The organism is Rhodococcus sp. OK302 (assembly GCF_002245895.1).
Taxonomy (GTDB): Bacteria; Actinomycetota; Actinomycetes; order Mycobacteriales; family Mycobacteriaceae; genus Rhodococcus_F.
In genome coordinates, this window is the sequence record NZ_NPJZ01000002.1 from 40,178 (window position 1) to 60,684 (window position 20,507).

Genomic DNA, 20,507 nt, shown 5'->3' on the forward strand with positions numbered 1-20,507 from the left:
CGCCCAACCGCACACACTCACTTATCCGCTCGGCGCCTGCGCCGAGACACCCGAAGCGACGACAACCATGTCAGCCGGCGCCGTCAGCATCTTGTCACCGACACGGAACTCGACGTACTCCTTGGTGATTCGCTGCACGGTCGCATTGCGATGGATGGTCACACCCACCTCTTTTGCATGCCGAACAGCAGTCCAGCGACGCGGCATAGCCATCGGCACACCCAACTGCCGGCCTCCCTCGACCAACGTCACGCTACGACCACGCTCAGCCAAGAACTCCGAAAGTTCCAGTCCGACAAGAGAACCACCGATGACGACGACGGCCCATTTGACGAATCGCCGCGCGCACCACTGCACGCATCCATGACTGCTTTCCTGCTCGCATCTATGCACGCATCTATGCACGCATGAATGCACGCAACCCATGCATGCACTCGCCAGAAAGCAGCGAACAGCGATTCGACGAACAACGCAGCATCCGCGCACGAGAACGGGATATGTCATCACCCCAGCTCACAGGACGAAAACAAACCCACGCACTCCCCCACAAGCACGCTCCAAGTAGAAGCCCCGGTCAAAAACAGCTATCGGTGCGGCATCCAAAACTGGGCGAGGATCGCGAATCTCACGTGCCGACTTCATCGAAGATCGTTCAGCGCGCGAGGCTGCAATAACTGACCGATGAGAAACTTCCCCCGCGACCGCACCCGGATGCTTCTGCTCGCTACTGCGGTAATGATGGTTGTCGCGATCGCTGTGACGGGGCCCTGCGGTGGACGAAAACCATCGCCTTCACACAGACAGTGGTGATCGCAGTCGGTATCGAATCGCCCGACGACGGATCGCTCAGTTTCACTGTCATCGATGTCGAAGCGTCACCCGCCCATCTGACGAAGACCGCTGAGCTGCTGACACGGGCGCACGGCGGGAATTCCTCGGACTACGAATCGGATCTGACGATCACCTCGGCGACAGATGCAGCAAGGTTGGCAATGACAGCTCACGCCCACACACCCGACGCAGCTCAATCGTTGGCAACCGACGCTGCCGAAACGCTCAGTTCCTATCTCACGGAACTCAACTCGACGAATCCCCAAGGTTTCACCTTTACTGTCATCCCTGCCCGGTAGCGAGCTCGCCGCTGTTTTGTGGGTTCACTCTGCACGGGGTCCGTCTCGGGAAGCCGGACTTCACGTCGATGCGAAACCAGGGCGGCGTCTCCATTCTTACGTTTCTCCGACGACTGGCCGACCCCTACTGAGGATGAAAGACTGACCTCGAAACCAACATGGCTACAACATAATTCGAGCCTCACCAAAAAATATCCATGCACAACCACTGAAATAATTACCCACCAACTGATCACCCAAAGTCACTGAAACACAACAATATTCAAAAACACTCGAAAATCAACTTCCACGCACCCGCAGCACACGCCGAATCGACGAGCAGCAGCCTCTCCCGCACCTCGGCCGATGAGATCGTTCCGCATATGCGACCCATCGGACTTTGACTAAACGAGCACGCCGGGCACCTCACGTGTGTCACCTTATGTACCTAGACGCCCACACTCCCGGACGTCTTCGAACAGGAGGACCACACCCCTATGCTCCACCCACGAAAATCGATCCTCGCGTCGCTCGCCTGCGCCGCGCTGATCGCCGCCGCCGGAACCTCGGCCGCGCAAGCCGCTCCGAGAGCCGACGACACCGTCACCGAGGCCGTCACCCAGGACACGGCCGAGGTGAAGGATGACACGGCCGTGACCGCAGACGCGCCGCGCGTCAGCGGACCGCCGACTACTGGACCCCGGAACGTATGCAGAACGCCCTCGTTCCGGTCCTGACCACGGACGCCTCGGGCACCGTCACGAAGACCATGCAGAGCCAGACAGACACTACCGCTTCGGACGGGGAGATCATCGACCTCCCCAATTCCCCGATTGCGGGCAGGATCGTCTACCGCGACCCGCACGGCGGCCCAAACGGAACGGGCATAGACGGGAGCTGCTCGGGCACCGTGGTCAACGCCCCCTCCAAGAGCCTGGTCATGACCGCCGCCCACTGCCTCAGGACCGGGGGCAAAAACGGAACCCCGGCTACTTTTTCACCGAAGTCTCATTCGTACCCGGCTACGGGGGCAACTTTCCAGGGGGGAACGTCAGCTTCGAGTGGTACGGAATGAAGGTCGCGCAACAGTGGAGCCGGTATGGCAACATTGAAAGGGACGTCGGCAGCCTGGTGGTGTACAAGTCGCACGGGGTCGCCCTCGAAGACTTCAGGGGCAAAGGCGCCACATTCGTTTTCAACCAGGGCGTGAACACGCAAAGAGACATCGTCACCCAGGCATATCCCACAGACATCGGCAATGGCGCCCACCAGGTAGCCTGCCTTGCCACGACCGCGGCGGCCACAGGTTGGGCGGCCAACGGCATCGAAATAGACGGCTGCGACCTCCACCAGGGGGCCAATGGCAGCGGCTGGATCCTCGACTGGGACGAAAGCTACCAAGCGATAACCGGTGTGACCAGCAGCTGGCAAGACGACGGTAGTAACTTCTCGCCGTACTTCGACGACAACACCAACGTCCAGTACACGACAATGAGCACGGTGTATCCGCCCGCCTGACACCGCGCGTGTACGGGCTCGAACAGCAGCAGAACGGCGAGCGGCGACAGCGAGCCCCGAGGCTCGCACTATCGCCACTGGTCCCACCACAACAGCCTCGGCGCACACGGCCGCAGCGGGGCGCTGTCACATGATCGAGAATTTCAGCGGCGCAACTGATTTAGAGCACTAGAAGCACGCGACAGCTGGACTGTTCGCTCAGGTCGCGTCGGCGAGAGCAGCCCCAGCTTGTAGGAAACCAGCGGATCGATGTCACTCAATACGAAAGGCCCGCACCGTGATTGAACTGCTCCCCGGAAGTTGGACTGAGAAATTCAGTGCCAACGTCCGAGGAGCAGTTCTATGTATAAACGAAGTTCACTGACCGAAAATCAGCGAGCCAGCGGTAGCGTTGTTCGAGACCGGCGAGGGCTATCGCGGGGTCGCGAGGCAGCTGGGTGCCAATTGGTGGCCCGTCAAACAGTTGCACGAGAGGTGGAGGGTTCGCGGAAGTGGGGCGCTGGTGACGAAACGGGGCGGACAGCCGATCTCATTCGAGTTGAAACTTGATGTGGTGCAGCGTTCCCTTGCTGGCGAGACGAAGGTCGAGCTCGCCAAGGAATTCGGTTTGTCCTCGCCAAAAGCGATCGACGTGTGGTTGCGGAAATATCGCGACGAGGGCGAGGACGGCTTACGTTCTAAACGGAGAGGTCGCCCACCGGGACCCGCCGAATCCGAGACCGGTCAGCGCAGTGAGTTGGAGCAGCTGCGAGCGGAGAACGAGCGATTGCGGGCGGAGGTCGCCTATCTGGGAAAACTGCGTGCCTTGAGGGCACAGGAACGACGGTGAAGGTTCGTGCCGTCGTCTCCCTCAAGGCTCAATACCGCCTCGACATGCTGCTCGAGGTTTCCGGGCTTGCCCGGTCGACATTCTTCTATCACCAAGCCCGGCTGAGCAATCCAGATTCGCATGCCGAACTGAAGACCGCGATCACAGCGGCGTTCGAAAGCAACCACGGCCGCTACGGGCATCGCCGCATCCACCTTGTGCTGGTTCACGCAGGGTGGCAGGTAGCGAAGAAGACCGTGCTCAAGCTCATGCGTGCGCTCGGGCTGGTCTGTCGCGTGCGGCGGAAGAAGAAGTACAACTCCTACCGAACCGAGGTCGGCAAGGTCGCACCGAATGTGCTCGATCGCGACTTCTCCGCCAGCGCGCCGAATCAAAAGTGGGTCACCGATGTGACCGAATTCCGTGTCGGTGATCAGAAGCTGTATCTCTCGCCCGTGATGGACCTATTTGACCGACAGATCATCTCCTACTCGGTCGGCACGTCACCGAACCTGCAGCTGACCAACAGTTCCCTGCGCGCCGCGATCGCATCCCTCGGCGACGGGCAAACGCCAATGGTGCACTCGGACCAGGGATTTCAATACCAGAACCTGTCCTGGCGGCGTCTGCTCGCCGATTCCGGTGCGACCCAGTCGATGTCGAGGAAGGGCAACTGCTTCGACTGTCAGTCTGTTTCTGCCGGTCTATGCGCGTAGATTCGGCAAAGTCCCAGCCAGAGCAGCTTGACTCTTGCTACGAGTGACCCCTCGGTGTCTTTGCGTTGATCTGTCAGCCCTCTGGTTGGGCGCACGGCACTGGCATCACGCCTGATCTGACTTGATAAGGAGCCTGGAGGTCGGTTTGCGAGCGTCCCCGTGACAGTCCTGTCGATCAGGCCTGATGCCAGTGAACCCATGGTAGATCGGATCGACGTACTGGAGGAATCGTCATGTCCACCACAACTGTAGATATCGCGAAATCAGGCGATGTTGTTGTCGGGATCGACACCCACAAATACGTTCACGTCGGTGCAGTATTCGACACCGCCGCCGGTTTGCTCTCGACCATCAGCGTCCCCGCCGACTCGGACGGATTTGTCCAGTTACTCTCGTGGGCTGAGTCATTCGGTCATCCGATAGCTTTCGGCATCGAAGGGACCGGCTCCTACGGTGGTGCATTGACCTCGTTCGTCCGGCGTCGCGGCTACCGCGTCATCGAAGTTGCCCGACCGGATCGACGGATACGCCGACTGATCGGGAAATCTGACACGATCGACGCCCAGAATGCGGCGAAAGCAGTGATGGCCGGGTTCGCCACCGCCGAACCGAAAACCGCCGACGGAACTGTCGAGATGATTCGCCAACTCAAAGTCGCACACGACACAGCAGTCAAGGCTCGCGCCACGACAATGGTGACGCTGAAAGCGATGCTTGTGCATGCACCGGAAGCCTTGCGCTCCGAGACGGCAGGGAAGACGCAGATCATGCTGGCCCGCCACTGCGCAGCCCTGATCGTTGAGTACCTCAATTCACCCGAGGACAGCATCCGCGTCACGCTTGCAAGTCTGGCTCGTCGCTGGCTCACACTCGATCATGAGGCGGCGCAATTGCACGAGCATATCGAAGGATTGGTGAAAACTACTGCACCACAACTCGTTCAATCATACGGAATTGGTGCCGACACGGCAGCAGAGATCTTGATCGTGTTCGGTGACAACCCGGAGCGAATCAAGTCCGAAGCGGCGCTGGCCAAGCTTGCCGGGATCAGTCCGATTCCTGCGTCCTCAGGGACGACGACTGGGAAATACCGGATCAACCACGGCGGTCATCGGCAGCTCAATGCGGCCATCTATCGAACAGTCATCGTACGCATGCGGTTTCGCGAACCCACCAAGATCTACGTCGCACGCCGCACCGCCGAAGGAAAGGCCAAAAGAGACATCATCCGCTGCCTGAAACGCTACGTCATCCGCGAGGTCTATCACCTCGTCAACAATCCCGTGACCAGTGCTGATGCGATTTGACAACTATAGGAGTGCCCTATGTCAAGCGGCCGAGAGTTTTCGGCTGGTGTGCACTTGCGGGCTGAAGGGGATTTCGTCGTGCCAGCAGCGCCAGATGATGCGGATCCAGGCGCGTGCGAGGATCCGAATGGCGTGAGGGTGCCGACATCCACGGGCGATCGCCCGTTGGTAGACCTGCATCGCCCACTCATCGCCGAGGCGGCTGCCGTTCGCGAAATCCATGACCGCCCCGCGGAGTTTCTTGTTACACGACCAGCGGAACACGGTTTGTTCATGTTTGCCCGATTGACGGGTCGAGGGTGAGGCTCCGGCGAGCGCCGCCAGGGCATCATCGGTAGGGAACCGTTCGCGACAGTCCCCGATCTCCGCCAAAAGGGTTGCCGCCCGGACCATTCCGGACCGCGGTAGGCTCGCGAATATCTTCTGGTCGGGATGTGCGTCGAAGAGTTTTCGGATCTGTGCCTCGATCCGAGCGATCTCTGCGGACAGCGTTTCGATGGTTGCGACCAAACCGATCGTAATCTCACCGCGAGCCTCTGCCTCGACTCCGTCGAGACCCGGCGCCGCGCGCTCTAAATGCCGATACAGCGTCTGCGCGGCGATACCACCGCTGTAACCGGCCGATCGGAGCCATCGATCCAGGCGTGCCGGCGAGAGCCACGCGGCTTTGGCTGCGGTGGGGAACCGGCGCAGGAAGGCCAGCGTGATCGGGCTGTCGGGACGGCTGAATAACCCGAGAGCCCCGGGGAATGCCAACTCGAGGTTCGCTCGGAGTTGGTTCATCACTTGCACTCGAGTCTCTACTAGGTCTTTGCGAGCTCGGCACATCGCCCGTAGCGCTTTGGTTTCCGGGTGATCCTCTCGTAGCGGCCGCCACCGGTGACCGTCAGTGCGTAGCGTGTCCGCGAGGACGTACGCGTCGAGACGATCATCCTTGTTGCCTGCCGATCCGTAACGGGTCCGTAAAGCTTTGATCTGACGCGACGGGACGACGAACACCGCGAGACCGGCATCGATCAGCACCTGGACGACAGGTCCGTCGCCGCGCTCGATCGCTACCTTGGCCACCCCGGCCTTGCGGAACCGGGACACCATTACACGCAGCGCCTGGCTATCGTGAGTGACGTCGAAATGCTCGATCACCCCGCCGTCGCCACCGAGGATGCACACCGCGTGAAGCTCAGCGGCCCAGTCGATTCCAGCTACCACACCTGATTCCTGCATACGCACCTTCTCCGTATAGTCGGGATGCTTCACCAAGTGGATGGCGTTGGTGCTGGTCGCTCACTGCAAGGCGCTCGAAGCGCATGGCCCTATCGCCAGTCTCAACGCCGGGTCCGCCGGGTCCTGCGGTACTCCTATTGGCCCTCGAAGGGCGAGCATCAATAGCAGTAGCCCAGCGGCTACCGGGTTCAGCACCAACCACCTTTCCAAAAAAGCAGCCGGCACGACCATGGTTGTTCAGTGAGCATCAACGCTGTAATCGAGAATTTCTTCGGCCACCTCAAAGAGGAGGTCTTTCACCACGTCCGATATCTCAATATCGATGCGCTGGCTACGGCGCTGGACGAGTACATCCACTGGTACAACCACGAACGCATCTCCACAAAGCTCGAGGGCCTGAGCCCGGTGCAATACCGAACCCAGACCCTCGCCGCCTAGACTCCTATTTCGCCAGTCCAACTTCCGGGGACCAGTTCAGATCCGGTGCGGGCCCTTCTTTGTCCACTGATCGCGCTCGGTGTCAGGTGTCCGCGACAGGTCTCCTCCGTAGCGACGGGGCGGGTCGTCATCCCAGGTCAGCACGCCAAAAGCCCCCCACCACACGGTGAGAGGCATCTTTTCGGACTACACAGAACAGGGACCGGCCCGGTTGTTTCAGGCCGGTCCCTGCTGCCTACCGATCTGGGCGGAGATGATTCGAACCTTCATCTCAAATCCGTTCTCGCCCCACGGCCCGGGCGGCTCGCATTCCATTCGTCGATGGTCTTCGGCAGCCAGCCCCGCGTCTTCCCGATGAACGCGTCAGGCTCGGGCATCTTGTAATGACTGATCGCCGAGCGGTCCACTCCCAACCGCTCGGCAACCTCCGTGGTCGAGAGGTACCGCTCAGGCACAGTGCGTCCGCACTGACACTGCAGCGGTCCCGGCGGCAGCGACGCCCGCGAGTGCCCAGTACTGCCACGGCTGGTGCGTGATCGCGAGAGCTGCAGCGACGAGCGCGAAGATCGTCAGGCTGGTCTTGTCTTGTTTCGTCATCGTTCAGTCCTACACATGTCGGTGCGAGCATTCTGCCAGCACAGGGCGCTGCGCGACCGACCACTCAATGCACTTCGGTTCCCACGCCGACTCCATAATCACCTTCGTGATCGGATGGGCGCGGTTCGGCAGTGCGATGGAGGTGCGGATCCCCCACCGCCGGTCGCCAGGGTTCCTTAGTACGAGATGATGCACGTCTGTGACTGCGGACGACCGCAGGTGGCGGACACCGTCCCGAACCACAGACCCCGGCCATGCGCTGCGTTGACGGCCATGCGCGAAGGGAACATTATCGAGAAGTAACGCAATGATGCGTCGCCGGCGATTCTGCAGAATCGAAGTAACCCATGGTCGAAGACGATCAACTCCACACGCATCGCGATCTGCTTCCATTCATCGTGGATGAGCTGGGAGCGGCGGGATTCGACGACGCGCGGGAGATTGGGCGCGGTGGTTTCGGTGTTGTCTACCGCTGCACCCAGCTCGGGCTTGACCGCACAGTGGCGGTGAAAGTACTTACCGCTGACTTGGACGAGGAGAACCGCGCACGTTTCTTCCGGGAACAGCGGGCGATGGGGCGCTTGACCGGCCACCCGAACATCGTGGGCGTTTTGGAAGTCGGTGTCACCGACACCGGGCGCCCCTACCTGGTGATGCCGTACCACTCGCAAGGATCCGTCGATGCCCGGATCCGCCGGCAGGGGCCGTTCTCCGTGGAGGAAGTGCTGAGGCTCGGAGTGAAGATGGCGGGCGCGCTCGAGACGGCGCACCGGGTCGGCATTCTGCATCGTGACGTCAAACCGGCAAACATTCTGCTTACCGACTACGGTGAACCGGCTCTGACAGATTTCGGGATCGCGCACATCACAGACGGTTTCAAGACTGCGACCGGAACAGTCACGGGTTCGCCGGCCTTCACCGCGCCGGAGGTGCTCGGTGGTGAGCCGCCGAGTCCGGCCTCAGATGTCTACGGGCTCGGGGCCACCCTGTTCAGCGCGCTCACCGGTCACGCGGCGTTCGAGCGCCGCAGCGGCGAGCAGGTTGTGGCCCAATTCTTGCGGATAACAGCGCAACAGGTGCCCGATTTGCGGGAGAACGGGTTTCCCGACGACGTGTGTGAGCTTGTTGAGAAGTCAATGTCCCGAGATCCACACAACCGACAGTCCGCGTCGGTGCTGGGGGAGGAACTTCGGCAGTTGCAGTTCAGTCACGGGTTGCAGGTCGATGAGATGGCACTGCGTACCGAACCGGAGGCCGAGCGACGGAATCCACCGCCGCCACTTGGATCGCGCACCCCCGCACCGCCGGCCGTTCGGAGTGCCGATAGAAATCTGCCGCTGGAGCTCACAAGCTTTGTCGGTCGTCGCACCGAGCTTTCCGAGGCGAAGAACCTGCTGTCGGCGTCCCGGCTGGTCACGTTGACCGGGATCGGCGGTGTCGGCAAAACACGTCTCGCACTGCAGGTTGCGGCAAAAGCGCAGAGGGACTTCGCCGACGGGGTGTGGCTGGTCGAGCTGGGCGAGCTGCACGAAGAGCCGCTTGTGGCGGCCGCGGTGGCGGCTACTCTCGGAGTGCGCAACCGGTCGTCGCGGCCGCTGCAGGACATTGTGGTGGAGTTTCTGGCAACCCGGACGTTGTTGCTGGTCCTCGACAACTGTGAGCAGGTCGTCGATGCGGTAGCGGGATTAGTCGAAGCAATGCTGCGAGCGTGCCCACAGTTGAAAATCTTGACGACCACACGCGAGCCTCTCGGGATTGGCGGGGAATCAGTACTGCGGGTGTCTCCGTTGGCGGTCCCCGATCCTGACCAAGAGCCGTCGCTCCGGGTGCTGCCCCGGTACGACGCGGTGACGCTGTTCGTCGAACGGGCCGCTGCCGCGGTGCCAGGTTTCGAACTGACCGAGGAGAACAGGGCCGTGGTCACTCGGATTTGCCAGCGGTTGGATGGGCTGCCATTGGCGATCGAGTTGGCGGCGGCGAGGTTGCGGGCGATGTCGCCCGAACAGATCTTGGAGCGGCTCGACGATCGCTATGCGCTCCTGACCCGCGGTAGCCGTGACGCTCCGACGCGGCAGCAGACCTTGCGGTGGAGTATCGACTGGAGCTACGACCTGTGTATTCCCGAAGAGCAGCAGCTGTGGGGCAGGTTGTCGGTGTTCGCGGGAAGTTTCGAACTCGATGCGGCGGAGGAGGTCTGCGGCAGCGCCGCGGCACTGGAGGGGCTGCTGGACTCGCTGAGCTCGCTGGTGGACAAGTCGATCCTGATCCGGGAGGAGTTTGACACCGCGGTCCGCTTCCGGTTGCTCGAGACGCTTCGCGACTACGGCCGGGAGAAAATCCAGCAGGCCGGTGAGTACGAGGTGCTCCGCGGCCGGCACCGGGACTGGTACCGGCAGTTGGCGCTCGACGCGGAAGCCGGATGGATCAGCCCGAGGCAACTCGAGTGGATTGATCGCCTCGAGCGAGAACTGCCGAATATGCGGGAAGCGCTGGAGTATTGCTTCACCGACAATGCCGCGGGAGTCGAGGCCGGCCTGCAGATGGCTACCGCGCTGTATCACTTCTCTCTGACCCGCGGTCGGTACAGCGAGGGTCGGCATTGGCTCGACAGTTTCCTCGCCCGCGACGCCGGAAAGCCGACATCGGGACGCATTCGAGCGATCTACGCGGACAGTCTGCTGGCCGCAATGCAGGGCGACATGCTGGCAGCGACTGCACTGATGGAGGAGGGGCGCGCGCTTGGCGCTCAGCTCACCGACCCCCTTGTCCACGCCCTCCTCGACCATGCCGACGGGGCGCTGGCGCTGTTCCGCGATGATCTTCCTCGCGCCGTCTCCCACTTGGAGAACGCGCTTGAGGTGTTCGACGTCGTCGGTGACCTGACACTTCAGGTGGGCGTACTGCAGATCCTCGGGTTGGTGTACGAACTGCGCGGCGAATCGCAGCGGTCGATTGGCTGTTGTGAAAAGGTGCTCGCGATCACCGAATCTCACGGGGAATTTGTGTATCACTCGTACACGCTGTGGGCCATGGGTGTCACGGTATGGCGACAGGGTGACCACGGTAGAGCCGTTGGGCTACTCGGGCAGGCGCTGCTGCTCACCGCACAGGTGAACGATCCGTTGACCTGCGCGGCGTGCCTGGAGGTGTTGGCGTGGATTGCTGCCGGGGAACGGAATCCGCAGCGCGCCGCCGTGCTGATGGGAACTGCCGAGGAGCTGGGGCACTCCGTTGGCAGCAGCATCACCATCGTGTTTCCCACCCTGGCGCCCTACCACGAGGAATACGAGAGGACGATGCGGCGCGCACTCGGTGAGTCGGCATTCGGGACAGCTCGCAGGCAGGGGCGACTCATGGGTATGGATGGGGCAGTCGCGTACGCGCTGGGCCGGCAACCGCCGGAAGCGACGCGCACTGCCGGGCCGTCGGTGGACTTGACCAAGCGTGAGCGTCAGGTCGCCGATCTCGTCGCCGAGGGCCTCACCAACAAACAGATCGCCACCACATTGGTGATCTCGCCACGTACCGCGCAGGGCCATGTGGAGCACATCCTCAACAAACTTGGTTTCACTTCGCGCGCGCAGATCGCTGCGTGGGTGGTCGAGCAGTCCCGGAACGGGCGGGCCTGAGTACGCGCCCGTACTGCCCGATTCGTAGGTGGCCACTTTTGTCCTTCGGTGGGAGGCGATCCCGGCACTGTCGTGGGTGTTGACACGCCTGGCCCAGGCGGAGCGGCTCCAGCCGGTCTGCTCGGGCCAGCGCCTATGCCAAGGTTCAGGCGCATGTTTCGGACTTCGCCGGGCTGGTGGCCGACCTGGCCAACAGGCTCGCCGACCATCTCCGCCGGCTGACGATCGAGATCGACGAACTCGCCGCCGAGATCACCTCGCGGGCCACCGTCCTGGCACCGTCCTTGCTTGCGATCCCGGGCTGCGGCGCTTTGACCGCGGCGAAGATCCTCGGCGAGACCGCGCAGGTCAGTCGATTCCACTCCAAGGATGCGTTCGCCCGACACAACGCCGGCCGCACCGTTACCTGTGTGGTCGTCGAATCATGCGCGACATCGTCTCTCGCGCACAGGGAACCGTCAAATCAATGCCGGTATTCATCGGATCGCTCTGACTCACGCGCGGTGCCATGCGCCCGCGCGCGAATTGATCGACCGACGCCGGAAGGACGGTGATGGAGGCACGGAAGCACTCCGGGTTCTCATTGAAATGAGTATGGGAAATGCGAGCCATGTTGGCTCGTCCCTCGTCGGGAACGACGAGGGACGGCCGCGAGTATCGACCGCCACCGCATCGTCATCGAGATCGGTTACGCCATGTCGGGCAGTTCGTCGGCCCGCACTCGCGACGCCCGTAGAAGCAGAAGACCAGCGGCAACGACGATCAGCATCAAAACCGCCGCACCGGCAACGGGAAATCCGGTGAAGGCCAAACTACCGGCACCGCCCATCACGGCCACCCCGCCACCAACAGCGGGTCCCCCGCCAACACCGAGCCCTGTGTACATACGACATCCTTGGGCCGGTGAGGCCGACCCCCAGTTCTTACTCGACAGTAGCCTTTCAGACCGTACGGTCGAATTGCCGGAGGATTGCCGTGACGTCGATCACCAAGTCTCACTGCCAAAAGCGACAGGTTCGGCTTGGCGGTGCGTGCCGGTCGATCGAAGGCCGTCAAACACGTAGTCCACGTGACGTTTCGGCACTACATGCCTCGCGGTGGACGGGTAACCGTTCCGCCTGCCAATAGCTCCGGGCGTCAGAAAAGTTGTTCGGCCAGGACAACTCCTAGCACTAAAGTCGGAACTCTGAGCAAACCGCTTCGGCAGTCTCCACAACCGGAATACGCTGAGAAGATTCGGCGTCAAACTCACCCCGGTACGTCCGCGTCCAGCGTTTCGGGGAATGCATGGCCGGATAGCGAGATTCACCCTTGTCTCGCCGTGACCCGACCAGCGCCGCGCGCAACGTGCCAAAAAAATGCGCGAAAGACATGCCCAATATTTCCGAGAGCCACACTGCCGGATCACCTACCGGCCGGCATCGGGCAGCGTCACTAATTCTTCGTCGACACGATCACTCATACAGGCAGTAGCTGCGACCGCGTGCCGTCAGCGGTCGGAGCGGGCGGTGTGGCGGGCCCCAATTTCCCTGTTGGTGCCTGCCACACCACTCCCCGCGCCTCAGCGGGAGCGCTGAACGTGCGAGTGTGCCTGTGACCATACCGGCGTCACACCCTCAGCGGGCCGATGCAGAGCACCGGACGAGGTCAAGGATATCCTCAGCCCCCGACCAGGCAGCATTCAGACCAGGGGGCTTTCACCCGAAAACCTATGCCACCCTTCACGGTTCGGTAGGTTCGGCAGCGAGCACCTGTCCGCGGATGACGCGGTAGCGGCTCAGCAGATCGGTCATCGCCTCATCGGGGTGCGCCAGCTCCGGCAGGTCACAGCCTTCCCGCAGTAGCTCGTCGATGAATCCGATCTGTTGACGGCATTGACGCAACGCGGTTGCGGTCACAGGCTTTTCGCCAAGCCTGCGGGTGAGGTAGTCGATGCGTTCGCCGAGACTGTGTCCAGGATTTCCGATTCCGCTGCCGCCGCGGCGTGTCGAGATCATGTCGATCCAGTCGGCGAGTTCGCCCCGCGCTGCCTCGTTCTCCACCGCCACCTGTAGGGACGTGTCGACAGCGAGCGTGGAGGTGATGTCAGCGCACGGGTGACCGTGGCGGGCAAAGATGTCGACAAGCTGACGGTTGGCGAGCTCGTCGCGGCGACTCCACCACCATGATCCGCGGAGGAAGACGGCCACAGATGGCGGCATGCGCGCTGTGTCGGTCATGTGAACCTTTCGGCGGCGAGATCATGGCGGGGTGCGGGTTTCACGGTTTCCCCTGGATTCGAGCGTAACGCAGCTCGACGATCGGCCACGTTGCGCCGACGGTCCCAAAATCGGGGCGCCGTCCGAGAGTCGGTGGCGTTCGGTTGGTCGGGATACGGGACGATCGGAAGGGCACATCCAACCCCAAATTTTCGCGTTTCGGAAGCCGCTGGACATCTTTTCGGTGCCGGCGGCTTCTTTCGTATGCGGGGAAGGGTCGGTCAGTGACGGCCGGGGAGGTCTACTTCGTCGATTGTCTTATCTGTGCGAATACCTCTAAACGAGGGATGTCGGAGCGCGCCGCCGGTGAACTCCCTGTACTCCACATCGCACACCAAAAGCGGTTCAGCCCAACGTGATTCGTTCGCGATTGCTCGCGGCGGAGCGATCGAGAACGGACTGGTGGGCCGCTCGATTTCGAGGAGCTGGTCGCGCAATTCACGGCGCTGCCTCGAAGAAAATCCGGTGCCGACGTTGCCTATGTAAATCAAATTGCCGGTGTCGTCGTGGGCACCGAGGATCAGCGACCCGATGCCGCCGACCGCGCCGCCCGCGCCCTCTACTGATAAGTCGACATATCAGAACTTGTCGAATAACTCGGCCGCGGTTTGCGACGGCACTACAAGGGGATTCGGCGCCAACGACACGAATGCGCAACCCAGGGGTCCGCGACCCCCTGGGGGCATCGATGTCACCTGTGTTCGTCAGTAACCAACCGGAAGACAACGTATGCCGTGAACCAAAGCGTCACGATACATGCAAGAACGAACAGCACCTCGAAGAAAACGACCATGTCCAACTCCTTCTCCATTCGAAAATTCACCTATCGAAAATATAGCAACAATGAGTTGCAATATTTTCGCGGCCTGCGACTTGGCACAATGTGAGACATGAAGCAACGAGGTGTCGCCGTACGTGTGGCCGTTATCAACGCTGCGGTCCGTCAGGTTGCGGCACTCGGACCCGAGTCGGTGACGATCGCAGCTATTGCTGCCGACGCCGATGTGCACCCGACCTCGATCTACCGTCGATGGAAAACCGTCGACGCCGTGATCATCGACGCTCTCAACGAGTTCACGGCGTCGGGATTGACCATTCCCGACACCGGCTCGATTCGCGGCGACCTACTCGAATTCGCGACACACCTCCAAGATTGGCTGGCAACCCCCCTGGGGCTTGCATTGTCCCGAACAGGCGTCATGCCAACCAATGACGAACAAGTCCTGGCATCGAGAAAAACGTTCTGGCGCACAAGGTTCGATGCCGCCGGAAAAATGATCCAACGAGGAATTGATCGGGGTGAGATCGCGCAGGACACCGACGCCGACACCGTCCTCGCAGCCTTGGTCTCCCCGGTCCGCCTCGCCGCAATTTCACAGCACACCGAACCGCCCGTCGATATCGAAAAGCTCGTCGACCTCGTGATCGGCTTGCGGTCCTGACAGCGTTGCGGTCGCCCGGACTCGATCGAGAACCGGCGTTGAGATCGACAAGTGAAAGCCGCGATTCACGTACACCTACTCGCGCGGACCATCATCCTCGACACAGCGACGCACCGCACTCTTCAGATGGTCCCGGCCGCTGAACCGAATTCGGCGCTTGGTGAAATTCTCACGGCGTGAGGGTCGAGTGTGATGTTCCGACCGGGCGAAGTTCCGATTCGGGGACGAATCGGGCATTGTTTACGTCCAGCTGTAGAAGATCGGACGTGTCGGGATAATGCCCCAGTCCGTGGTCGAAGAGCAGATTTTTTCCTTGATGAAAGCACCTGCTCGACCGGCGACAACCAACCTTGTCGACAGGTCGGTCCGAGTGGTGCGTTGAAACACCGCTCCCTTCCGTCCCAGGCTGACACATTGCCCGACGAACTTCGGTGTGACCGGTTTCGGTGCGAAACCCCCGATGCGGCGTGTGATGGTTTCCGCGGCATGAACTCCCAGGGGAATTGCAGCTTGGCAACTCATCCGGAACGAAAGATCGCTGATGGCAACCGCATCGCCGGCACCCACGATGTTGGGATGGGTGATGCACTCCAACTGGCGGTCGACCTTCAATCGCCCAAGAACGTCGACGGGGAGCCCGCTGCGTCGGGCAAGATCGGGGGCACCGAATTCCGTGGTGAGCACTGCACAGTCTGTCGCGATGATGCGGCCGTCGGAAAGCTCGCACGCATGCTTGTCAATCCGCACGACTCGCGAACCGGTGATCACGTCGACGCCGAGGGCAGCCAATGCCCTGACGATGATCGATCGCGCCTTCTCCGAAAGCTCGGGAGCGAGAACACCTCCGGTGATAATAGTGATCCGGCCACTGGACTGCTCAGCCAATTCGGCCGCAGTCTCGATGCCGGTGAGTCCGCCGCCGACGATACCGATCGAAGCCTGGGCCGGAAGTGTCGCGAGTTTCGATTTCAGGCGTATCGCGTCCTCGAATTCGGAGATGGTGAAACCGTGTGCCGCAGCACCAGCGATTGGATCCGTGGACTGGCGACTTCCCAAGGCGTAGATCAAATAGTCGTAGCGCAGCGTTGTGCCGTCATCGAGGACGAGATGCTGCGCAGACGCGTCGATTTCGATCACCAATCCGACAAGGAGGTTTGCCTTCGACGGCAGTGCCCGATTCAAGGGCACCGTCGCGTCGTAATCCCCCGCGACCATCTGATGCAGCCGTATCCGCTGCACGAAATGATTCCGTGGATTCACGATGGTCACCGTGATCTCCGACGATCTGCGCAACAGCCGTTTCGCTGCCATGACTCCTGCATAACCTGCCCCGATGATGACAACATGCGTGCCCATATTTCTCCATTTCTGTTGACCTTGAGAGAGAGCAGGTCTCGTTTGCACGACGGTATCGATTACGAAGGATGCATAAGTATGTCGATGAACACATTTTTCATCCAATGTGGTTCAAATCTCATATCGACGAGTTGCTGATTACCCCTGTGGCCCCGCGTCGATCCTATTCATCGGAAATCATGAGCGGATGATCACTCTCCCTGTGCGGCAATGGAAGCGGCTCCGGATACGGAACAGCGTGCGACGTCAGCTGCATAGGTATTGCCCCCGCCCCCGCGAGCACGGTCCACTGAACCGCATGTAAGTGTTTGTAGTGGCCGGCCCGGGGCTGGCTGACAGGATAGGTGTCGTCGCTACAACGCCGTGTGACTCATGAATCGCTTTGCTCCTTTTCGGATGCACTGGCCGGGGTTTGTCCACTCTGTTGTGGCGGCGACGCCGGTCCGGTCCTGCTTCGGTGGCTTGATCAGAAGCCTGCCCGACCCCGTTGCCGCGAGGTCGTGGCCCATTACAGGCCTGCCTCGAAGTGCTCTTTCCGGGCCGACGCCGACAACGACGTCGCCCATCGGAAAGGACATCCGTCGCTATGCCTATCGTCGCAGATAGCTACGAGATCGTCATCGGTGTAGATACCCACGCTGCCGCCCATGCGCTGTGTGTTGTGGCCGCTGTAACCGGTGCCGTGCAGGACAAAGCAAGTTTTCCAGCAAGTCCAGCGGGTCTTGATCGGGCCCGCACGTGGATTGCACACAGAGCAGGTCAACAAGCCGCCCTCGTTGTCATCGAAGGCATCGGCTCCTACGGCGCCGGACTCTCCGACCGCGTTCTTGCGGCGGGATTCCCGGTAGCCGAACCCTCCGTGATGGGTTCGGCGGATCGGAGAGGAGTCGGTAAGACCGACGATCTCGACGCCGCTCGGATCGCCCGGTCAGTTCTGTCCGTCGACATCGATCGACTGCGCCGACCACGTGCGGACGGATCGCGAGTGGCGATGCGCGTTCTCGTGGTCGCCCGCGAACAGATGACGTGTGAACGGACGCGCGCGGTCAATGCGTTGACGGCTTTGGTTCGCACTGTCGAACTTGGTGTAGATGCACGAAAATCGTTGGCATACAGTCAGATAAAGGAGATCGCAACGTGGCGAGCTCGGTCCGAGGACGCCACCACTGCGACGTGCCGAGCAGAGGCCGTGCGACTAGCCAAGAGGATTCGTGCGCTCGACTCGGAGCTGATTGACAATCGAAAGTCTCTCGAAGCATTGGTGAAGACCAATGCGCCGGAACTGACTGCCGCGGTCGGGGTCGGCGCAGTGGTTGCAGCGACTGTCCTGATCGCGTGGTCACATGCAGGTCGGGTGCGCTCCGAGGCTGCGTTCGCCTCACTCGCCGGGACCTGCCCGGTCCCGGCTTCATCAGGTAACACGGTGCGCTACAGGCTCAATCGCGGCGGTGACCGCCGTCTGAACAGAGCACTGACCACCATCATCCGTCGTGAGGATGCGGGTTGATCCCCAAACTCGCGCCTATGTCGAACGTCGACGAACCGAAGGCCGCACAACCAAGGAGATCATGCGATCCCTCAAGCGTTATGTCACCCGGCAGCTGTTCCGGACACTCGCCACTGCACACCCAATCTTGGTGTCTTGCCAGATATAGAAGCATCCCGGATACCGATAAGCCGAGCAGATCACTGAGTACCGCGGCCGGCAGCAGAGCAGCGTTTTCCATCAGGGCAGTGTTTCGGCCGATTCGTCCGGGGATACCCAGCTTCGCCAACCTCCCCGACACAACTAAGGGGTGCAGTGCCACCCCTGGGCTCTGTCAACTTAACTGAACGCAACTGGTAATCAACAGAATTCGGGCCAACTGGGCGGATTCTGCTGGTGGGACACCAGTTCAGGCAGCAGCGGATACGCCGGTGACGTCGCTCCATGTGGCGAATCGGTTGGTCATTTCGGAGCGGTAATCGCTTGCGGTGAGCTTGTGTCGGCCGGGCCGAAAGTTGGCGAGATCGCACTGAACACCGCCAGAAACCGTTGCGCCGCACCGGGTGAGCGGAAGAACTTCATGGCGCGTTCTCGCTGCCTGGTTGGCTGGTGCGAGTTCTCAGCCCGGTTGTTGAGATACTTCGAGCGCCGGTGCCCGGCTGCTGGCATCAACTCCCGATGCGCCACAACGTAACTGGCGAGTTTGTTGGTCACCAGCGCCCTCGGCGCCCGGGCCTGCTTGCGCATCAGCTTGCCGAAGAAACGTTTCGCCGCCTTCGCGTTGCGTCGTGACTGGACCAGGACGTCAAGGACGTTCCCTTCCTGATCGACCGCCCGACACAGGTACTTCCGGATACCGCCGATCCTGACGAACACCTCGCCAGGAAACCATATGTCGCCGGGTTCGGGAGCGCGTCGGCGCAGACCACGCGCGTATTCGGGCCCGAACTTCGCGCACCATGTGCGGATCGTCTCATGCGAGACGACGATGCCGCGGGCTAGCATCAACTCCTCGACATCGCGCAAGCTCAAGGTGAACCTGTAGTACAGCCACACGCAGTGCGCGATGATCTCCGCGGGATACCGGTGCCGTTTGTACAGTGACCGCGGTCGAATCCGCCCGTGTCTCGTCCCCAAGGCTCGTCCGACGATCATCCCTGACTGAGGGCCCAGTTAAGTTGACGATGCCTTCACACCACCCATGTCCACTCCACCTGCGAACTGCGCCGGCATCTCGTCAGCCGAGGAGATCCCGTGTTGCGGAAATGTGTGGAGAACGACCGACACCAACGCAACAGCGTGCCTGGTGGAGTGTGCGGAGACAGGCCCGAGAAACGGGCCACGCACCGGAAGGGGGGCGTCCAATGACGTCGTCTACAAGATCATCTCTCACGCGTGCCTTTGCGTGCGCTGCGGCGGCCGGCATACTGCTGACAATGCCGGCCTGCAGCTCTCTGGAGGGCGAAGCCAAGGCACTGATGCCCTTCCACGACAGACCAACTGTGACATCGCCCGGGCAGTCGGTAGCCGACGGCCATATTCTGTCTGACGCGCCGCTCTCACCGTTCGATGACGCCCACCCAGCTCTCACGAAGCTCGAGCCGGAATTGCGTGCGGCACTCCGGCGTGCGGCGGCGGACGCCCAGGCAGACGACGTCCGGATGGCCGTCAACAGTGGGTGGCGCAGCGTCCAGTACCAGCAGGTGCTGCTCGACGACGCCGCCCGGATCTATGGAAGCGAGACTGAAGCGCGCCGGTGGGTGAACACCCCTGAGAAGTCGACACATGTCTCCGGCCGCGCCGTCGACATCGGCCCCACAGACGCCGACAATTGGCTTTCTCAGCACGGCGCCAGCTACGGGTTGTGTCAGACCTATGCCAACGAGATGTGGCACTTCGAACTTGCAACAGTTCCGGGAGGAACGTGCCCCGCCCCCACCGAAGACGCGTCGTCCGGGTGACTACTCGCGGCTGGCGTGGTTCCGGTAGCGAGTGAAAACGGGTCCAATAGACGAAACAAATTGCAGGACAGTCGGTTTCGAACCGACTGTTAAATATCCTGGCTGACCGGTCGGCCACTGGGGTCGGGGGCGTATCGTACGCGCGACCGTGGGCGACAGATCGAGACTTCCGAATAGCCTTCGGGTCAAATCAAGTTCAGCGTGCCACGGGCACACCGGTGATCAGTCACAGCGCGGACCAGGCCGAGCGCATCGGTGCGCGGGTTCAGGTCAGCGTCGACGGGGTGGACCCGCCGTGCGATCAGTGGTCGCACGGTCGTCTCCACCAACTATTCCGACACCTCCTGTTCTGCCATGACTGAGATGCTCGACGAACCACGGGCGGGAATTTAGCCCTTATCCGACCATGGTGGAGATTGCACGCACTTCACCGACCGAGAGTCCCTGCCGCGTCGCGTGCCACTGATGGCGCCCACCCGAAGGAGAGGGCCGTGCAGCTCGAGCGGCGATCTCGTTCCTATCGATGGCCCCTTCCGCTCTGCAGTGAGCGCCGGGTCGCGCCGTCTATGATTTCGCGGAGGATGTCGGCGTGGCCGGCGTAGCGGCCGGTCTTTTCAAGCATGTCCAGCGGACGCTGAGAGCGGCCCTGTCCGACTGC

General features: G+C 61.6%; 16 protein-coding genes and 4 pseudogenes. 12 read left to right on the plus strand and 8 right to left on the minus strand.

Annotation, left to right across the window (positions count from 1 at the left end):
* Positions 1–30 precede the first annotated feature (30 nt).
* Positions 31–321: pseudogene (locus tag BDB13_RS27610) on the minus strand (FAD-dependent oxidoreductase); the annotation flags it as partial.
* Positions 322–803: 482 nt separating this feature from the next.
* On the opposite strand from BDB13_RS27610, the gene BDB13_RS27615 reads away from it, so the two are divergent.
* The 6 genes from BDB13_RS27615 (at position 804) to BDB13_RS27645 (ending at position 5,458) form a co-directional block, all read left to right on the plus strand.
* Entirely contained in the window at positions 804–1,130 is a 327-nt protein-coding gene (locus BDB13_RS27615; RefSeq protein WP_094275277.1) for a hypothetical protein, read from the plus strand.
* Positions 1,131–1,606: 476 nt separating this feature from the next.
* Positions 1,607–1,846: a hypothetical protein gene (locus BDB13_RS27620; RefSeq protein ID WP_094275278.1), complete on the plus strand. Its 240-nt coding sequence runs from the start codon at positions 1,607–1,609 to the stop codon at positions 1,844–1,846.
* 334 nt (positions 1,847–2,180) lie between these two features.
* The gene (locus tag BDB13_RS27630; RefSeq protein WP_094275280.1) at positions 2,181–2,627 is read left to right on the plus strand and encodes a hypothetical protein; all 447 of its coding nucleotides are present in this window, start codon (positions 2,181–2,183) and stop codon (positions 2,625–2,627) included.
* A 553-nt stretch (positions 2,628–3,180) separates the two neighbouring features.
* The gene (locus BDB13_RS32320; RefSeq protein ID WP_176459761.1) at positions 3,181–3,456 is read left to right on the plus strand and encodes a helix-turn-helix domain-containing protein; all 276 of its coding nucleotides are present in this window, start codon (positions 3,181–3,183) and stop codon (positions 3,454–3,456) included.
* Positions 3,453–4,151, plus strand: coding sequence for an IS3 family transposase (locus tag BDB13_RS27640; RefSeq protein WP_094275282.1), 699 nt, complete (start codon positions 3,453–3,455; stop codon positions 4,149–4,151). The genes BDB13_RS32320 and BDB13_RS27640 overlap by 4 nt, the downstream gene beginning before the upstream one ends.
* 233 nt (positions 4,152–4,384) lie before the next feature.
* Positions 4,385–5,458: an IS110 family transposase gene (locus tag BDB13_RS27645; RefSeq protein ID WP_094275283.1), complete on the plus strand. Its 1,074-nt coding sequence runs from the start codon at positions 4,385–4,387 to the stop codon at positions 5,456–5,458.
* Between the two features lie 21 nt (positions 5,459–5,479).
* Here BDB13_RS27645 and BDB13_RS27650 read toward each other — a convergent pair whose 3' ends face one another.
* Complete coding sequence (locus BDB13_RS27650) at positions 5,480–6,682, minus strand: IS110 family transposase (protein ID WP_094275891.1); 1,203 nt, start codon at positions 6,680–6,682, stop codon at positions 5,480–5,482.
* Positions 6,683–6,931: 249 nt separating this feature from the next.
* On the opposite strand from BDB13_RS27650, the pseudogene BDB13_RS27655 reads away from it, so the two are divergent.
* Positions 6,932–7,120 (plus strand): annotated as a pseudogene (locus BDB13_RS27655) (IS3 family transposase); the annotation flags it as partial.
* A gap of 447 nt (positions 7,121–7,567) precedes the next feature.
* On the opposite strand, the gene BDB13_RS32325 reads toward BDB13_RS27655, so the two are convergent.
* A complete protein-coding gene (locus tag BDB13_RS32325) occupies positions 7,568–7,717 on the minus strand; it encodes a hypothetical protein (RefSeq protein ID WP_176459762.1) in 150 nt (49 codons plus the stop codon).
* 347 nt (positions 7,718–8,064) lie between these two features.
* Here BDB13_RS32325 and BDB13_RS27665 point away from each other — a divergent pair, with 347 nt between their 5' ends.
* The gene (locus BDB13_RS27665) at positions 8,065–11,346 is read left to right on the plus strand and encodes a protein kinase domain-containing protein (protein WP_094275286.1); all 3,282 of its coding nucleotides are present in this window, start codon (positions 8,065–8,067) and stop codon (positions 11,344–11,346) included.
* 176 nt (positions 11,347–11,522) lie between these two features.
* Positions 11,523–11,900: a transposase gene (locus BDB13_RS27670; RefSeq protein WP_254923082.1), complete on the plus strand. Its 378-nt coding sequence runs from the start codon at positions 11,523–11,525 to the stop codon at positions 11,898–11,900.
* A gap of 134 nt (positions 11,901–12,034) precedes the next feature.
* Here BDB13_RS27670 and BDB13_RS31815 read toward each other — a convergent pair whose 3' ends face one another.
* From BDB13_RS31815 to BDB13_RS27680, 3 genes are all read right to left on the minus strand, one after another.
* Positions 12,035–12,232: a hypothetical protein gene (locus BDB13_RS31815; RefSeq protein ID WP_141210716.1), complete on the minus strand. Its 198-nt coding sequence runs from the start codon at positions 12,230–12,232 to the stop codon at positions 12,035–12,037.
* A gap of 835 nt (positions 12,233–13,067) precedes the next feature.
* Positions 13,068–13,565, minus strand: coding sequence for a hypothetical protein (locus BDB13_RS27675; RefSeq protein WP_094275287.1), 498 nt, complete (start codon positions 13,563–13,565; stop codon positions 13,068–13,070).
* A 260-nt stretch (positions 13,566–13,825) separates the two neighbouring features.
* Positions 13,826–14,137 carry a hypothetical protein gene (locus tag BDB13_RS27680; RefSeq protein WP_094275288.1) on the minus strand — a complete coding sequence of 104 codons (312 nt, stop codon included), beginning with the start codon at positions 14,135–14,137 and terminating at the stop codon, positions 13,826–13,828.
* Positions 14,138–14,494: 357 nt separating this feature from the next.
* Here BDB13_RS27680 and BDB13_RS27690 point away from each other — a divergent pair, with 357 nt between their 5' ends.
* Positions 14,495–15,046, plus strand: coding sequence for a TetR-like C-terminal domain-containing protein (locus BDB13_RS27690; protein ID WP_094275290.1), 552 nt, complete (start codon positions 14,495–14,497; stop codon positions 15,044–15,046).
* Positions 15,047–15,286: 240 nt separating this feature from the next.
* On the opposite strand, the gene BDB13_RS27695 is transcribed toward BDB13_RS27690, so the two are convergent.
* The gene (locus tag BDB13_RS27695) at positions 15,287–16,402 is read right to left on the minus strand and encodes an NAD(P)/FAD-dependent oxidoreductase (RefSeq protein ID WP_094275291.1); all 1,116 of its coding nucleotides are present in this window, start codon (positions 16,400–16,402) and stop codon (positions 15,287–15,289) included.
* A 586-nt stretch (positions 16,403–16,988) separates the two neighbouring features.
* Here BDB13_RS27695 and BDB13_RS27700 point away from each other — a divergent pair.
* Positions 16,989–18,057, plus strand: a pseudogene (locus BDB13_RS27700) (IS110 family transposase).
* Between the two features lie 240 nt (positions 18,058–18,297).
* Here the strand turns inward: BDB13_RS27700 and BDB13_RS27705 are convergent.
* Positions 18,298–19,043: pseudogene (locus tag BDB13_RS27705) on the minus strand (IS6 family transposase).
* Between the two features lie 209 nt (positions 19,044–19,252).
* Here BDB13_RS27705 and BDB13_RS27710 point away from each other — a divergent pair.
* Positions 19,253–19,849 carry a M15 family metallopeptidase gene (locus BDB13_RS27710; RefSeq protein WP_094275292.1) on the plus strand — a complete coding sequence of 199 codons (597 nt, stop codon included), beginning with the start codon at positions 19,253–19,255 and terminating at the stop codon, positions 19,847–19,849.
* Positions 19,850–20,507: the final 658 nt, after the last annotated feature.

Bases quoted from the DNA above. Each gene is read 5' to 3' on its own strand.
- BDB13_RS27620 (WP_094275278.1), top strand. From the start codon at position 1,607: ATGCTCCACCCACGAAAATCGATCCTCGCGTCGCTCGCCTGCGCCGCG.
- BDB13_RS27630 (WP_094275280.1), top strand. From the start codon at position 2,181: ATGAAGGTCGCGCAACAGTGGAGCCGGTATGGCAACATTGAAAGGGAC.
- BDB13_RS27645 (WP_094275283.1), top strand. From the start codon at position 4,385: ATGTCCACCACAACTGTAGATATCGCGAAATCAGGCGATGTTGTTGTC.
- BDB13_RS27650 (WP_094275891.1), bottom strand. From the start codon at position 6,682: ATGCAGGAATCAGGTGTGGTAGCTGGAATCGACTGGGCCGCTGAGCTT.
- BDB13_RS32325 (WP_176459762.1), bottom strand. From the start codon at position 7,717: ATGACGAAACAAGACAAGACCAGCCTGACGATCTTCGCGCTCGTCGCT.
- BDB13_RS27665 (WP_094275286.1), top strand. From the start codon at position 8,065: ATGGTCGAAGACGATCAACTCCACACGCATCGCGATCTGCTTCCATTC.
- BDB13_RS31815 (WP_141210716.1), bottom strand. From the start codon at position 12,232: ATGTACACAGGGCTCGGTGTTGGCGGGGGACCCGCTGTTGGTGGCGGG.
- BDB13_RS27675 (WP_094275287.1), bottom strand. From the start codon at position 13,565: ATGACCGACACAGCGCGCATGCCGCCATCTGTGGCCGTCTTCCTCCGC.
- BDB13_RS27690 (WP_094275290.1), top strand. From the start codon at position 14,495: ATGAAGCAACGAGGTGTCGCCGTACGTGTGGCCGTTATCAACGCTGCG.
- BDB13_RS27695 (WP_094275291.1), bottom strand. From the start codon at position 16,402: ATGGGCACGCATGTTGTCATCATCGGGGCAGGTTATGCAGGAGTCATG.
- BDB13_RS27710 (WP_094275292.1), top strand. From the start codon at position 19,253: ATGACGTCGTCTACAAGATCATCTCTCACGCGTGCCTTTGCGTGCGCT.